Source organism: Rhodococcus sp. 06-1474-1B, from assembly GCF_002258885.1.
Lineage (GTDB): Bacteria > Actinomycetota > Actinomycetes > Mycobacteriales > Mycobacteriaceae > Rhodococcoides > Rhodococcoides fascians.
Map to the genome: position 1 here is coordinate 363,713 of NZ_NOYR01000034.1, position 14,000 is coordinate 377,712.

Below are 14,000 nucleotides of genomic sequence, written 5' to 3' on the forward strand. Positions count from 1 at the left end.
CGAATCAGGTTTCCGCGCTGCGCAATCGGGATACCAGTTCTCCGACGCGGCCCGCGATGTCGTCACGCACCAGACGCATCCGCTCGATGCCGTCGATACCGCGTTCGGACGGTTCGTCGGTGTCCCAGTTCTCGAATCCGGGGCCGTCGACCACGTCTACCTTCGCCTCACCGCCGAGGGTGACGACGTAGTCCATCCGGGCGAGCAGAGCGGGGTCGATCGGTTTCGGTACTTCACCCGACAGATCGACGCCGACTTCGAGGAGCGCCTCGGCCGAGAGTGCATTGACCGTTCCCCCCGGCTTCGTTCCGGCAGAGTGCACTTCGACCGAATCGCCGACGGCCTTGCGCATCAGGCCGGCCGCCATCTGTGATTTGCCGCCGTTCTTGACGCAGACGAACAGCACGCTGGGTGTCGTCATGATGCCGAACTCTGCTTCGCTGGAACCAGTTCGGCGATCAATTCTTCGATTCGACGCTTGATCTCATCGCGAATCGGACGGACTGCCTCGACGCCTTTTCCTGCCGGATCGGCCAGTGCCCAGTCGCGGTAGCTCACGCCGGGGAACACCGGGCACGCGTCGCCACAGCCCATGGTGATGACGACGTCGGACGTCTCGACGGCCTCGGTGGTCAGGATCTTCGGCGACTGCGACGAGATGTCGATACCGATCTCGGCCATGGCCTCCACCGCTGCCGAGTTGATGGTGTCCGCCGGAGCGCTACCGGCAGAACGTACCTCGACGGTATCGCCGGCGAGATGGGTCAGAAATCCGGCGGCCATCTGAGATCGACCGGCGTTGTGGACGCAGACGAAGAGAACACTGGGTGTGTCGGACATCAGGAATCCTTCGATGACGTGGTCGTGGAAAGGCTGGGGGAGAACCGCTTCCGCAAGGCGAGGGAGACATAGACGAGGCCGACCAGGACCGGCACCTCGATGAGCGGACCGACGACCCCGGCGAGTGCCTGCCCGGACGTTGCGCCGTAGGTGGCGATGGCGACCGCGATGGCGAGCTCGAAGTTGTTGCCCGCAGCGGTGAATGCGAGGGTGGTAGTGCGTTCGTAGCCCAGGCCCATGGCGGCACCGAGTGCGTAACCGCCGCCCCACATCACCGCGAAGTAAACCAGCAGAGGCAGCGCGATGCGCACCACGTCCCAGGGCTGTGAGGTGATCCGATCACCCTGCAGCGCAAAGAGAACGACGATGGTGAACAACAGCCCGTAGAGAGCCCACGGGGCGATCCTGGGGATGAACTTCTCCTCGTACCACGCACGACCCTTGGCGCGTTCACCGAAGAAGCGCGATGCAAATCCGGCTATCAGCGGGATTCCGAGGAAGATCAGCACCGATTTCGCGATCTGCCACGGCGACGCTTCGATCGTGGTCTGCTCCAGGCCGAGCCAGCCGGGCAGTACCGAGAGGTAGAACCATCCGAGGACGGCGAACATGAAGACCTGGAACACCGAGTTGATCGCCACCAGCACGGCCGCGGCCTCACGGTCTCCGCAGGCGAGGTCGTTCCAGATGATGACCATCGCGATGCATCGAGCGAGGCCGACGATGATCAGGCCGGTCCGGTACTCGGGCAGGTCGGGCAGGAAAAGCCATGCGAGAGCGAACATCAGCGCCGGTCCGAGGACCCAGTTGAGAACGAGCGATCCGATCAGCAGTCGCCTGTCGCCGGTGACGGTGTCGAGGCGGTCGTAGCGGACCTTGGCCAGTACCGGATACATCATGACGAGCAGGCCGACGGCGATCGGCAGCGACACCCCGTCGACGGAGATGGACGACAACGCGTCGTTCAGCCCGGGGACCATGCGCCCCAGGATCAGGCCGACGACCATGGCGACACCGATCCACACCGGGAGGAACCGATCGAGCGTGGAGAGTTTGCCGACGACGGCGGTATCCGTGGTGGTGCTCATACCGTGACCACCGTGGGGTCCGCTGCGGTGAGTACCGACGACAGTTGTTGCAAGGCAGCTGGAACGACCCAGTAGTAGACCCAGGTTCCGCGTCGCTCACAGTCGAGCAGCCCGGCTTCGCGGAGCACCTTGAGGTGGTGGGAGATCGTCGGTTGCGACAGGGCGAAAGCGGGGGAGATGTCACACACGCACGCTTCGCCGCCGGCATGACTGGCGACGAGGCTGAGCAACCGCAGGCGCACAGGATCGCCCAACGCCTTGAACATGCGGGCCAGATCCCCGGCCCAGTCCACGGTCAGCGGTTCGTGGACGAGCGGCGAACAGCATGCGTCGGCCGAGGAGGTCAGGTCTTGATTCGACATTGGTCTATATTGACTCTTGTCGAATCAGCCGTCAAGTGAACAGTCGCTGAACCCGGACCAGACGGTAGAGGACGCCGAGCAGTGTCACAACGGTGCCGATCGCGATCGACGACAAGGGCAGCGTGGCAATGAGAACCAGGCACCCGAGCGCTCCGAGCGCCTGCAGGGGGCGCGGATAGCGTCGGTGTTCGGTGCCCTGGGTGTACGCGCTGACGTTGGCGACGAGGTAGTACAGCAGCACTCCGAAGGATGAGAAGCCGATGGCGTCACGAAGATCCACTAGGAGAATTGCGGCACTGACGATCGCCGCCAGAGTGATCTCGGCCCGGTGCGGCACCGAGTAGCGAGGGTGGACCGCAGTCAGATACGACGGCAGATCATGGTGGCGGGCCATCGCCAACGACGTGCGCCCGATACCGGCGATCAAGGCCAGTAACGCTCCGAGCGCGGCCAGTCCGGCACCGATGCGCATGACGGGTGATGCCCACGAATACCCCGACGTCACAACGAGATCGACCAGCGGAGCCGACGACGAGGCCAGCAGGTCCGGGCCCAATACCGTCAACAATGTCACGGCAACCGCTGCATAGATCAGCAACGCGATGCCGAGTGCAGAGACGATGGCCCGTGGAATGGTGCGCTCGGGCCGCACCACTTCCTCGCCGAGGGTGGCGATGCGCGCGTAGCCGGCGAAGGCGAAGAACAGCAATCCCGCGGACTGCAGAATTCCGTACCAGCCGTCCCCGGTGAGGGATCCCGAAGCGCCGATGCCGTTGCCCGGCGAGCCGGCGAAGCCCAGAACCACCCCGACGACGAGGATGGCGAGCACCGCGGTGACGAGGATCTTCGTCAGGAGCGCCGTGCGAGTGATGCCGAAGTAGTTCACCACCGTCAACGCGACAATGGCAAGAATCGCAACGACTTTCGTATAGCCGGAAGGGGCGACGTAGGCCGCGAACACCATCGCCATGGCCGCCGAGCTTGCGGTCTTGCCGATGACGAAGGTCCAGCCGGCGAGGAAGCCGGGCCACTCACCGAGTTGTTCACGACCGTAGATGTACGTCCCGCCCGACGTCGGATACTGGGCGGCGAGTTGCGCGGACGACGTCGCGTTGCAGAACGCGACGACAGCCGCGATGGCGAGGCCGATCAGCAAGCCGGCACCCGCTGCGGCCGACGCGGGAGCGAACGACGCGAACACCCCCGCCCCGACCATCGAGCCGACACCGATGACGACTGCATCGACAAGGCCCAGTCGACGGGCCAGCGGCTGTGGGTCGGTCATGCCTGGACCCGGATGTCGATCACGGCGACAACTGTAGAGGCCCTACACCAGTGGCAACAGACCAGATGTCGGCCGCGGTCTACTTCTTCTGCTGATACACGTCCGGAATTCCGTCGTGGTCGTCGTCCCGCGTCTCTTCGATGTAGAAGTCGCGGTACGCCTTGTTGCGGGTACGCAGAATGATCGACGCGATGGTTGCGGCAACGATCGAACCGGTCAGCACACCGACCTTCACGTGGTCGTCGCGCTGGGTGCCTTCACCGAATGCCAGATCGCCGATCAGCAGCGACACGGTGAAACCGATACCGGCGAGCATCGCGACGCCGAAGACGTCGAGCCATTTCAAGCCGGCATCGAGGGTGGCCCGGGTGAAGCGCGAGACCAGGTAGGTGGTGCCGAAGATGCCGATGGCCTTGCCGATGACGAGGCCGGCGATGATGCCGATGGCAATCGGGTCGGTCAGGGCGCTGGCCAGGCCGGAGAAGCCGCCGACAGTCACACCGGCTGCGCAGAAGGCGAACAGCGGCACAGCGATACCCGCGGAGATGGGTCGGATCTTGTGCTCGAAATGCTCGGCGAGACCGGGGCCCGCATCGGGGCCGCCGTTCGCCTTGCTCCGGATCACCGGGACGGCGAAGCCGAGCAGAACGCCTGCGACGGTGGCGTGGACACCCGACTCGTGCATGAGCACCCACGTCACCACGGCCAGCGGGATGAGCACCCACCACGAGCGGACGCGCATCTGCACGGCGACGGCGAACAGCGCGAGCGGGATCAGCGTCAGGCCGAGCGCGATGAAGTTGATGTCGTCGGTGTAGAAGATCGCGATGACGCTGACGGCCAGGAGGTCGTCGACCACGGCCAGAGTCAGCAGGAAGGTTCGCAGCGCTGTCGGCAGATGCGTGCTGATCACAGCGAGAACGGCCACGGCGAACGCGATATCGGTCGCGGTGGGAATGGCCCAGCCGAGCAGAGCGCCATCCCCGGTGCCGAGGTTGAACAGCACGAAAATGACTGCGGGAACGACCATTCCGCCGACGGCAGCGGCCACCGGCAATGCGGCGCGTGCCGGATCGCGCAGATCACCGGCAACGAACTCGCGTTTGAGTTCGAGTCCGACGACGAAGAAGAAGATGGCCAACAGCCCGTCGGCGGCCCACGTCGACAGAGTCAGATCGAGATGCAGGGCCGACGGCCCGACGCGGGTGCTCATCAATGTGTCGTAGGCGGCGGACCACGGTGAGTTGGCCCACACGAGCGCGACCACGGTGGCAACGAGAAGCAATGCGCCGCCGACGGTCTCTTTGCGCAAGACCTGTGCGATGCGGTCGGCCTCGGACCAGGAACCGCGAGAGAACAGCGGCAATCTCTCTTTGGGAATCGGTGAATCAGACACGGGAACAACGCCTTTCGGTAGCAACGTCGTGCTGAGCGCGTCCGCCGAGTCGACGGGCATGTGCGCAGCACAGAACTATTGCCGACCAGACTTCCCGGCGCACCGGGGGTAAGCCTACCCGTGCCGGGTCGTTATCGACGAACGCTGGGCACGAAACCGGCGAGCGCTCGCCAGCCGAGCAGCAGAACCGCGGTCGAAATCGTCGCAACGATGATGAACGCGGTAGCGGTTCCCTGACCTGTCGCCGTGCGCAGGATCATGCCTCCGACGACCGTGGTGACCCACACCAGAATGCCCGTCGGAACAACGAGGAACGCGTCGAACTTGTTGCGGTACAGAGCGAACGTAGCGATCCAGCCGACGGCGGCACCGACGACGAACGGCCACGCGGTGTGGAAGAGGCCGGACAGCGCGGTGGCTTCGTCGTGACTGCGACGGCCGATCGCGGCGAACAGCACGATCATGACGAGATCGAGGACGGCAGCGACGGCCGGGGAACGAAACTTCACGGGCCCACTGTAGGACACCGACGCGAACGGCCCGCGCCTACGAGTGCAGGTGTGGGCCGTTCGATGCCACTGGATCCCGGCCCCCCCCAGGTCCGGATCAATGCGGGTTTCAGTCGGTTGGACTGCAACAAAGGCGCATTGATCCGGAAGGGGAGGGGTGAATCCGGAAGGCGAGGGGTCAATCCGGAAGGAGTAGAGGGGGTGAAACTTACGCCTGGAGGCCGGCCTCGATGTCGAGGTTCAGTGCGATCTTGTCGCCGACGACTGCGCCGCCGCCTTCGAGGGGCATGTCGATGCTGATGCCGAAGTCCTTGCGGTTGATGGTGGTGCTGGCTTCGAAGCCTGCGACCGGTCCGTTGCCCATGCCGGCGTTGACGCCGTTGAACTCGAGCTTGAGGTCGATGGACTTGGTGACGCCGTGGAGGGTGAAGTCTCCGGTGACGACGAAGTCTCCGCCGTCGGCCTTGACCGAGGTGGACTTGAACGTCGCGGTCGGGAACTTCTCGACCTCGAAGAAGTCGGCGGTCTTGAGGTGGCCGTCGCGCTGCTCGTTGTCGGTGGTGATCGAGGTGACGTCGATCTCGGCGTCGACGGACGGGGTGCCGTCGGCGGCGACGGTGACGGTGCCGCTGAAGTTCTGGAAACGGCCGCGGACCTTGCTGACCACCAGGTGGCGGACGGTGAATCCGACGGTGGAGTGGGTGGGATCGATGGCCCAGGTGCCTGCGGTGAGCTCGGGAAGCGCGATGGCGGTGGTCATGAGGACTCCTTGTTGGGTTGAAGTTTCAAACTCATAGTACACAAGCGGACCGGGGTCCGTATATATTCCGGGTGAACGGACAGTGACGGATGCCATACCGAACAGCGCGGGGCTACGCGGTCTCCGGATCGCCTTTGGAGTCGCGATCGTGCTCGGCGGCTCGGCCGAGATCGGAGGTCTCCTGCCGCTCGAGGGCGATGTCGAATTCGAGATCGGCGTGCTGGTGCTTACGGAACAGGACGAGGAACACGATCCACCCGACGATGGCGACCAAGATGAAGCTGACCCCGCGATAGACCAGGGCCGACGCCACTGCCTGAGATGCGGTGATGGACGCGGCGCTGGTCAGGAACGCGATGAGGGTGGCGTCGACGACCACGAGGCCACCGGGTGCGAGCGGAACGGATCCGACGGCCTTACCCGCCGCGAATGCGATGAACAGCCCGGACAGTCGTGGATCTGCGCCGACGGCGAAGCACGCGAACGCCAGGCACGCGACGTCCGCGAGCCGGTGCACGGCCGACCAGGACAGTGTGAGCGCGCCGTCCCGCTTGCCGAGCTGTACGGATTGGATCTGGCCGATGACCTTGTCGATGGCCTCGGCTCCGGCGTCGAGATCGTGGTTGCGGAACGCGTTGTACTTGCGCAGACCCCAGCGGGCGAACTGTTTGATGGACTCCGGGTGGTTCGAGATGTATCGGACAGCGGCCACGATCGCGATGACGCCGATGATCGGGAGCACCACGGTGAAGGTGTTGAACGAACTACCGACCACCAGTCCGCCGGCAACGCCGAGCACCGCCAACCCGGCCGCGGCGATGACGCCGGAGATGGCCAGCTGCCAGGAGGCGACAACCGGACTCGCACCCCAGCGTCGGGTCTCGCGGTAGGTGAAGGCCGTCGAGAACACCTGGCCGGCGGGCAGAGTGAGCGACATTGCGGTGCTGCCGTAGATGACGGCCACGGACTTGCGTTGACGCACCTGTACGCCGCCCGCGTCGAGCAGCTGCTTCTGGACTCGGCCGAACGCGCTGAGCGACACGGCTTGGGCAAATACGCACGCAGCCAGCCAGCCCCAATGGATTTCTCGTACTGCTGTCCAGGATTCGTGCAGCCGTGGCCACAGGTAAATTGCCTCGCCCACCAGCAGAGCGACCAGGGCAATTGCGGCGATCCACTTGACCCATCTCAGCCGGTTTCGCGGGCGCCGCGCTGCGGGTCCGCTGGTCGAGCTGGGGTCGGGCATCCTGTCAGACTAACCGTCACTCGAGGAGGAGTCGGGATACTCCACCGGCCAGGCCAGGTGGGTTGCCCGTCGTCGGCCACGCAGTTGCACCTGGTCGCCCAACTCCCACTGTTCCTGCTCCTCGTCGTCGGCGAAGTACAGGGCCGAGGTGGATGCCAGAACGCGTCCGGGCCGCAGTTTCGCCAGTTCGGTGAGCCGCGACGCCTCGTTGACCGGGTCTCCGATGACCGTGTACTCGAAGCGCTCGGACGCGCCGATGTTGCCGGCGACGGCCAGTCCCGCCGACACCCCGATGCCGATGTCGAGTCCGGTGATCTCGTCCAGAGCGAAACGCAGTTCACGCGCCGCGGCCAAGGCCGCGGTGGGAGCGTCGGGACGGTCGAGTGGTGCCCCGAAGATCGCCAGCGCCGCGTCGCCCATGAATTTGTTGACGAAGCCGTGGTGGCGTCCGACGACGTCGACGACCACCCGGAAGAACTCGTTGAGCAACACCACGACCTCACTCGGCGGGCGTTCCGACGCGGTGGCGGTGGATCCGACCATGTCGACGAACAGCACGGCGACGAATCGTGTCTCGCCGCCCAGTTCGGTACCGAACTGCAGTGCTCGACGCGCCACGTCCTCGCCGACGTGCTGGCCGAACAGCTGACGCAGGACGCGTCGCTCGGCGGATTCCTCCATCATGCGGTTGAAGCCGACCTGGAGGCGACCGATCTCGCTGCCGTCGAACACGTCGACCTCGACGTCGGTCTCGCCGCGCTGCACGCGTTCGATGGCGTTGTGCAGTTGGCTGATCGGGTCGGAGATCTGGCTCGCCGTGAGCATCGACAGGACGAAGGCCTGCACGATGGCCAGCACGCTGAGCAGGATGATGGCCACGGCCAGTGCGTTCGGCGAGAACACCAGGTCGGTCGTCAGCTGGGTGGCACACAGCAAGATGATGCCGATGACGGGCATCAACGTGCCCAGTCCCCACGTCATGGCCATGCGGGTACCGACGCCGGGCGTCATCGTGCGGTCGAAACGGCCTTCGCTCAGTGCGAGTGCTGCGACCGGGCGCAGAATGCGTTCGCCGAGCATGTAGGTGAAACCGAAGGTGACGGTGGCGGCCATGCCGACGGTGACGATGACGGCGATGGACAGCGACGGCATCTCCGCGATGGTCAGCAGCACGAAGATGATGCCGCCGATGATCCACAGAATCAGGTGCACGATGGCCTGACGCAGCGGCGCGTGCAGCGTCGTCATCTGTTCCTTGCGGGTGGGCGGGCCGCCGCGGAGCTGCCACCTGATGACCGAGCGCAGCAGTGTGTACGCGTAGATCAGGCTGACCACCAGGGCAACACCCAGATACGCACCGAAGATGTACACGTTGCGGACGCGATCGGCGACGATCGATTGCGACTCCGGAATGGGCAGACCGTAGCGAACGAAGGCGAATACGAGCACTGCACCGAACACATTGGCGATGAGCATCGAGAGCATATAGAGCGGCCAGCGACTCTTCAGGGTGAGCGAGACCGCTCGGAAAGATGCCAGCACAGGTTAAATTTAGCGGGTGAGCACCGACGAGTTGCGGGCGCAAGGTACGGGGGCGTCCCCGCGCCTCACTTCGGCCGCAGATTCGGTACACCCGCTGGTACGGGTTGGGGCGGAATGGACGTGGCGACTGCTTGTCCTGTTTGCCGGATTCATCACTTTTGCCTATGTAATTGCGAAATTGAGCACGGTGGTCATCCCGCTGGGTCTGGCGCTGCTGGCGGCCGCTCTCCTGGTGCCGATCGTCGACTGGATGCAGCGCCGAGGAGTGCCGCGTGTCGCCGCGGTGATCATCGTGATCATCGCCAGCATCGGCGTCGTCGCCGGAATCATGACGTTCATCGTCGAGCAGTTCATCGAGGGGCTGCCGCAGGTGGGCGATCAGTTCACCCAATCGATCAACAGCGTCGAGGAGTGGCTCAGCAACGGGCCGCTGCACATCAGCGAAGACCAGATTCGGCAAGCGACCGACAATCTGGTCAAGGTCATCCAGGACAACCAGGAGGCCGTCACCAGTGGGGCGTTGACCACGGCGACGGTGATCGGCGAAATTCTGACCGGGGCGTTGCTGACGCTGTTCACGCTGATTTTCTTCCTGTACGGCGGTGATCAGATCTGGCAGTTCGTCACCCGGCTCGCACCGACGAAGGCGCGCAAGAAGATTCGCACAGCCGGCATCCAAGGTTTCGGGTCGCTCGTGGGATACGTCCGCGCGACGGTGGCCGTCGCCGCAGCCGACGCCGTGGGCATCGGAGCCGGACTCGCCATTCTCGGTGTACCGCTGGCACTTCCGTTGGCATCACTGGTGTTCATCGGCGCCTTCATTCCGATCATCGGTGCCGTGCTGACCGGATTCGTCGCAGTGTTCATCGCGCTGGTGACGAAGGGGCTCATCACCGCCGTCATCACCCTGGGCATCGTGATAGCGGTCATGCAGCTCGAAGGCCATGTGTTGCAGCCACTTCTGCTCGGCCGCGCCGTTCGGCTGCACCCACTGGCCGTCGTCCTGTCCATCACCGTCGGCATTCTGCTCGCGGGCATCGTCGGCGGCTTGCTGGCGGTCCCGATCGTCGCGGTGCTCAACACCGCCGTCCGGTCGCTGCTCGCCGACGACCCCGACGAGGTGTACGAGGAACTCGATGTCAGCGACACGCTGTACTCCGCCGAACCCAGCGACCCGGACACCCCTCCCGGTTCGTCCGAGCCCGATCGACTTGCCAAGGGGGAGCTGAACACTGCAGACCCGAAGACCGATGCGGACGACTGACCGAGTGCGGCCGACGCTGAACTCGGCCGATCCCGACAGCCCGCTGTGGCGGGCCTCGCAGGCCTTCCGCCTGGTCACTCTCGTGTACGCCGTCAGCTATCAGGCCGCGACCGTCGACAACTACACCAACCCGCGGCTGAGTTGGGCGTTGGTTGCCCTGATGGCCGTATGGTCCGGGGCTTCGGCACTCCTGCTCTCGCGGGCCACCCTGCCGCGCTGGCAGGTGGTGCTCGCAGATCAGATCATCGTGATCGCCCTGATGGCGTCGACGCGGTTGGTGGCCGACTACGACTGGTACAGCACCCGCCAGACCCTGCCCACCACCCTGTGGGCCACCAATGCCGTCATCTCCGCCGCAATTCTGTTGGGGCCCAAGGGCGGTATCGCCTCGGGTGTGGTGATGTCGTTGGTCAGTGCCCTGGTACGAGACCGGTTCGACACCGACCTGTGGTCGGACGCCACCGCCCCGGTGCTGCTGTCGGCCGGGCTCGCGTTGGGATTGGCGTCGAACACAGCCCGGCGCGCCCACGAGGAATTGCGCAGTGCGGCACGGTTGGCCGCGATCACCGAGGAGCGTGAGCGACTGGCTCGACAGGTGCACGACGGAGTGCTGCAGGTACTGGCCCTCGTCCGCCGTCGAGGTCTCGAAATAGGCGGGCCGGCAGCCGAACTCGCCGAGCTCGCCGGTGAGCAGGAAGTCGCTCTGCGCGTGCTGATCTCCGAACAGTCGGCTCCGCGCGACGATCACACCGGATCGATCGTCGACGTGCGCGCCCTGCTGCGTACTCAGGCCGGCACGTCGATCTCGGTGTCGACTCCCGCCGACCCGGTGCTCGTCGAATCCGACGTCGCCGAGGAACTCGCTGCCGTCGTGACCACTGCCCTGTCCAATGTCGAGCTCCACGCAGGTGCCGATGCGAAGGCCTACGTACTGCTCGAAGACGTCGACGGAGAGCTGATCCTGAGCATTCGTGACGACGGCCGCGGAATACCCGCCGGACGGCTCGCCGCCGCCGAGGCCGAGGGCCGGATGGGCGTCTCGAAGTCCATCCTCGGCCGGGTCGAATCTCTCGGCGGTACTGCGATACTCGACACCGGAGAGGGCGAGGGCACCGAATGGGAAATTCGGGTTCCGCGAACGAGAGGAGCGAGATGACCGGCGACGAGAATCCGAACGCCGAGATCGCGGTGATGGTCGTCGACGATCACCCCATGTGGCGAGACGGCGTCGCCCGGGATCTCGAGGCCGCCGGATTTCGGGTGGTCGCCACCGCGGACGGAGTAGCCGCGGCCGGACGCCGCGCCCGAGCGACCACTCCCGACGTCGTCCTCATGGACATGCATCTGCCCGACGGGAACGGTGCCGATGCCACCGTCGCAGTGCTGGACGCGTCCCCGAAATCCACGATTCTGGTGCTCTCGGCATCGGCGGAACGCAGCGACGTGCTCGACGCGATCAAAGCTGGTGCGACGGGTTACCTGGTCAAGAGCGCATCGGCGGAGGAGCTGTTCGACGCCGTCCGCGCCACCGCAGCCGGACAAGCGGTGTTCACCCCGGGTCTGGCTGGTTTGGTTCTCGGCGAATTCCGGCGGATGTCGTCGTCACCGGAGCCGGAGTCCGATACCCGCCCCACGTTGACCGAGCGCGAGACCGAGGTGCTCAGACTGGTAGCAAAAGGGCTCAGCGCCAAGCAGATTGCGACCCGTTTGACGCTCAGCCACCGGACGGTCGAGAACCACGTGCAGGCGACACTGCGAAAACTGCAGCTGGCCAACCGCGTCGAATTGACCCGGTACGCCATCGAAAAGGGTCTGTAGGGGTTTGCGACCCGGCCCGACGGGCACTCTTGACCCCATGACCGACAACGAAGCAGTGGACACGACAGTCGATCCGGCCGAGCACACGAAGGGCGTCGACGCCGACCAGGATCAGACCGGTGACGAGCGCGCCGAGGCCATCGACGAATTCGACGGCCATCTGGACGGGTCGGGCGAGGAGTCCGAGCTGCCGACGCCCGAGCCGACCGAGGTGGCCGACAAGAGCGACGAGAAGACCGTCACCCGGTCCGAGTAGCCCCTACTGGGCACACAGCCTGCCGAGCGCGAACTTGGCGATCGGCAGGTAGGGCAGCACCAGCGGCAGCGGGCCGTCGATGGTGATCCACGCCCGGGTTCCGCTGGGTCGTGAGACGACTCCGTGTGTCAGATCCACGCCGATGGCCCTGTTCTGGAACCATGCCGACCACGCCCACGTCCACGAGTGTTCGTCCACCGAGTGCACCTCGAAGTCGATCGGCACCCCCAACGGCCCCAGCACTCGGCCGGAGGTATCGGAGTCGAGGCGTTCACCGCGGTATTCGACGCCCATGATCTGCGGAGCCCAGGTCTTCCAGACCGTCGGGTCCATGTAACGCTCCCAGACCTCGGGTGCCGGGGCGTCTCCGGTGGATTGCAGTGTCACTCGCATAGCCCTCACCTACCCGCTGGTAGCCGTCTCCACACGGATATTCGCCGAACGTTCGGTCACCATCCACCGCCGGGGCATCGGGTGGACGTCCGGCTGGAGAGACTGAGCAGGTGCGCATCGTTCAACTGGCGAACTTCTACGGGCCGCGGTCTGGCGGTCTGCGGACGGCCGTCGATCAGCTGGGATCGGGCTACGTGGCCGCTGGTCACGACGTCACGCTGATCGTGCCGGGTGCCCGGTGGAGTGAGACGACGCTGCAGTCGGGAGTGACGCGCGTCGAGGTGCCGGCTCCGAAAGTTCCGTTCACCGGCGGCTACCGTGTGGCCGACCCGCGGCGAGTGGCCTCGATCGCGTCGGGTCTACGTCCGGACGTGATCGAAGTGTCGGACCGGCTGACCCTGCGCGGAATGGGCAGGTGGGCGTCGCGTCGCGACATCCGCAGCGTGATGATCTCTCACGAGCGCCTCGACCGTCTGTTGGCTCAGACGATGCCGATGCGATACGCCCGGCCCCTCGCCGACGCGGCCAACCGACGCAGTGCCGAGTCGTACGACGCCGTCGTCTGCACCACCGAGTTCGCGCAGCAGGAATTCGATCGAATCGGAACACCCAACGTCCATCGGGTACCGCTCGGCGTCGATCTCGAGCTGTTCCATCCCCGACGACGTCGAGCCGGGGCGCGCTCGGCATGGTTGGGTAGCGCCGACCGGCTCCTGGTCCATTGCGGCCGGCTGTCGGTGGAAAAGCATGTCGAGACCAGTATCGATTCACTTGCCGCGCTTTGCGATTCGGGTATGCGGGCTCGGTTGGTCATCGCCGGCGACGGCCCCCGACGAGCGGGCCTCGAACGACGCGCCCGAGGGCTGCCCGTCGACTTCCTCGGCTTCGTCGACGGCAGGTCGGCCGTCGCCGAGCTGCTCGCCTCGGCAGACATCGCCCTCGCGCCGGGACCGCACGAGACATTCGGCCTCGCGGCATTGGAATCGCTCGCCGCGGGCACACCCGTCGTCGTCTCCGAAACCTCGGCACTGGCCCAGATCGTCACCCCGCAATGCGGTGGATCCTCGATCAACACCGCCGACGGCTTCGCAGCGGAAATCCAACGGCTGCTTCGACTTCCGGCCGACGGACGCCGGATCGCGGCGAGGGTACGCGCCGAAGAGTTCGGCTGGCCCGCATCGGTACACGGAATGTTGTCGGTTCTCCGCGGGCACGCCGCCTGAGAACTTCGCTACCCTGGG

At 65.4% G+C, this 14,000-nt stretch carries 16 protein-coding genes; 5 read left to right on the forward strand and 11 right to left on the reverse strand.

Features of this window, described 5'->3' with window-relative positions:
• Positions 1 to 4: 4 nt before the first annotated feature.
• From CH266_RS23550 to CH266_RS23595, 10 genes are all read right to left on the reverse strand, one after another.
• Positions 5 to 421: an arsenate-mycothiol transferase ArsC gene (locus CH266_RS23550; protein ID WP_094716265.1), complete on the reverse strand. Its 417-nt coding sequence runs from the start codon at positions 419 to 421 to the stop codon at positions 5 to 7.
• On the reverse strand, positions 418 to 840 hold the full coding sequence (locus tag CH266_RS23555) for an arsenate reductase ArsC (RefSeq protein ID WP_094716266.1): 423 nt from the start codon (positions 838 to 840) through the stop codon (positions 418 to 420). The genes CH266_RS23550 and CH266_RS23555 overlap by 4 nt, the downstream gene beginning before the upstream one ends.
• The gene (gene arsB / locus CH266_RS23560) at positions 840 to 1,928 is read right to left on the reverse strand and encodes an ACR3 family arsenite efflux transporter (RefSeq protein ID WP_094716267.1); all 1,089 of its coding nucleotides are present in this window, start codon (positions 1,926 to 1,928) and stop codon (positions 840 to 842) included. Before arsB ends, CH266_RS23555 begins: the two co-directional genes overlap by 1 nt.
• Complete coding sequence (locus CH266_RS23565; protein WP_094716268.1) at positions 1,925 to 2,290, reverse strand: ArsR/SmtB family transcription factor; 366 nt, start codon at positions 2,288 to 2,290, stop codon at positions 1,925 to 1,927. Before CH266_RS23565 ends, arsB begins: the two co-directional genes overlap by 4 nt.
• Positions 2,291 to 2,321: 31 nt before the next feature.
• On the reverse strand, positions 2,322 to 3,575 hold the full coding sequence (locus tag CH266_RS23570; protein WP_094716269.1) for an APC family permease: 1,254 nt from the start codon (positions 3,573 to 3,575) through the stop codon (positions 2,322 to 2,324).
• A gap of 79 nt (positions 3,576 to 3,654) precedes the next feature.
• Complete coding sequence (nhaA, locus tag CH266_RS23575) at positions 3,655 to 4,971, reverse strand: Na+/H+ antiporter NhaA (RefSeq protein ID WP_441347068.1); 1,317 nt, start codon at positions 4,969 to 4,971, stop codon at positions 3,655 to 3,657.
• 131 nt (positions 4,972 to 5,102) lie between these two features.
• Positions 5,103 to 5,480, reverse strand: a complete 378-nt coding sequence (locus tag CH266_RS23580) for a DUF3054 domain-containing protein (RefSeq protein ID WP_094716271.1) — start codon at positions 5,478 to 5,480, stop codon at positions 5,103 to 5,105.
• A gap of 208 nt (positions 5,481 to 5,688) precedes the next feature.
• On the reverse strand, positions 5,689 to 6,240 hold the full coding sequence (locus CH266_RS23585) for a YceI family protein (RefSeq protein WP_027495356.1): 552 nt from the start codon (positions 6,238 to 6,240) through the stop codon (positions 5,689 to 5,691).
• 112 nt (positions 6,241 to 6,352) lie between these two features.
• The gene (locus tag CH266_RS23590) at positions 6,353 to 7,486 is read right to left on the reverse strand and encodes a lysylphosphatidylglycerol synthase transmembrane domain-containing protein (protein WP_032367107.1); all 1,134 of its coding nucleotides are present in this window, start codon (positions 7,484 to 7,486) and stop codon (positions 6,353 to 6,355) included.
• A gap of 9 nt (positions 7,487 to 7,495) precedes the next feature.
• Entirely contained in the window at positions 7,496 to 8,971 is a 1,476-nt protein-coding gene (locus tag CH266_RS23595; protein ID WP_032367437.1) for an adenylate/guanylate cyclase domain-containing protein, read from the reverse strand.
• A 73-nt stretch (positions 8,972 to 9,044) separates the two neighbouring features.
• On the opposite strand from CH266_RS23595, the gene CH266_RS23600 reads away from it, so the two are divergent.
• Genes CH266_RS23600 through CH266_RS23615 form a run of 4 tightly spaced genes read left to right on the forward strand, consistent with a single transcriptional unit; the run spans position 9,045 to position 12,366 of the window.
• Entirely contained in the window at positions 9,045 to 10,292 is a 1,248-nt protein-coding gene (locus tag CH266_RS23600; protein WP_371128955.1) for an AI-2E family transporter, read from the forward strand.
• Positions 10,279 to 11,448: a MacS family sensor histidine kinase gene (gene macS / locus CH266_RS23605; protein ID WP_032367106.1), complete on the forward strand. Its 1,170-nt coding sequence runs from the start codon at positions 10,279 to 10,281 to the stop codon at positions 11,446 to 11,448. Before CH266_RS23600 ends, macS begins: the two co-directional genes overlap by 14 nt.
• 35 nt (positions 11,449 to 11,483) lie before the next feature.
• Positions 11,484 to 12,110: a response regulator gene (locus CH266_RS23610; RefSeq protein WP_027495360.1), complete on the forward strand. Its 627-nt coding sequence runs from the start codon at positions 11,484 to 11,486 to the stop codon at positions 12,108 to 12,110.
• A 37-nt stretch (positions 12,111 to 12,147) separates the two neighbouring features.
• Positions 12,148 to 12,366 carry a hypothetical protein gene (locus CH266_RS23615; RefSeq protein WP_032367104.1) on the forward strand — a complete coding sequence of 73 codons (219 nt, stop codon included), beginning with the start codon at positions 12,148 to 12,150 and terminating at the stop codon, positions 12,364 to 12,366.
• Positions 12,367 to 12,369: 3 nt separating this feature from the next.
• Here the strand turns inward: CH266_RS23615 and CH266_RS23620 are convergent, their stop codons facing one another.
• Entirely contained in the window at positions 12,370 to 12,759 is a 390-nt protein-coding gene (locus CH266_RS23620) for a hypothetical protein (protein ID WP_027495362.1), read from the reverse strand.
• Between the two features lie 110 nt (positions 12,760 to 12,869).
• On the opposite strand from CH266_RS23620, the gene CH266_RS23625 reads away from it, so the two are divergent.
• Positions 12,870 to 13,982, forward strand: coding sequence for a glycosyltransferase (locus CH266_RS23625; protein WP_094716272.1), 1,113 nt, complete (start codon positions 12,870 to 12,872; stop codon positions 13,980 to 13,982).
• The last annotated feature ends 18 nt before the right edge of the window (positions 13,983 to 14,000 follow it).

What these genes read in the sequence shown, in the direction of transcription:
- arsB (WP_094716267.1), bottom strand. Translation starts at nt 1,928, where the DNA reads ATGAGCACCACCACGGATACCGCCGTCGTCGGCAAACTCTCCACGCTC.
- CH266_RS23620 (WP_027495362.1), bottom strand. Translation starts at nt 12,759, where the DNA reads ATGCGAGTGACACTGCAATCCACCGGAGACGCCCCGGCACCCGAGGTC.
- CH266_RS23615 (WP_032367104.1), top strand. Translation starts at nt 12,148, where the DNA reads ATGACCGACAACGAAGCAGTGGACACGACAGTCGATCCGGCCGAGCAC.
- CH266_RS23595 (WP_032367437.1), bottom strand. Translation starts at nt 8,971, where the DNA reads ATGCTCTCGATGCTCATCGCCAATGTGTTCGGTGCAGTGCTCGTATTC.
- macS (WP_032367106.1), top strand. Translation starts at nt 10,279, where the DNA reads ATGCGGACGACTGACCGAGTGCGGCCGACGCTGAACTCGGCCGATCCC.
- CH266_RS23565 (WP_094716268.1), bottom strand. Translation starts at nt 2,290, where the DNA reads ATGTCGAATCAAGACCTGACCTCCTCGGCCGACGCATGCTGTTCGCCG.
- CH266_RS23590 (WP_032367107.1), bottom strand. Translation starts at nt 7,486, where the DNA reads ATGCCCGACCCCAGCTCGACCAGCGGACCCGCAGCGCGGCGCCCGCGA.
- CH266_RS23610 (WP_027495360.1), top strand. Translation starts at nt 11,484, where the DNA reads ATGGTCGTCGACGATCACCCCATGTGGCGAGACGGCGTCGCCCGGGAT.
- CH266_RS23585 (WP_027495356.1), bottom strand. Translation starts at nt 6,240, where the DNA reads ATGACCACCGCCATCGCGCTTCCCGAGCTCACCGCAGGCACCTGGGCC.
- CH266_RS23555 (WP_094716266.1), bottom strand. Translation starts at nt 840, where the DNA reads ATGTCCGACACACCCAGTGTTCTCTTCGTCTGCGTCCACAACGCCGGT.
- CH266_RS23570 (WP_094716269.1), bottom strand. Translation starts at nt 3,575, where the DNA reads ATGACCGACCCACAGCCGCTGGCCCGTCGACTGGGCCTTGTCGATGCA.
- CH266_RS23550 (WP_094716265.1), bottom strand. Translation starts at nt 421, where the DNA reads ATGACGACACCCAGCGTGCTGTTCGTCTGCGTCAAGAACGGCGGCAAA.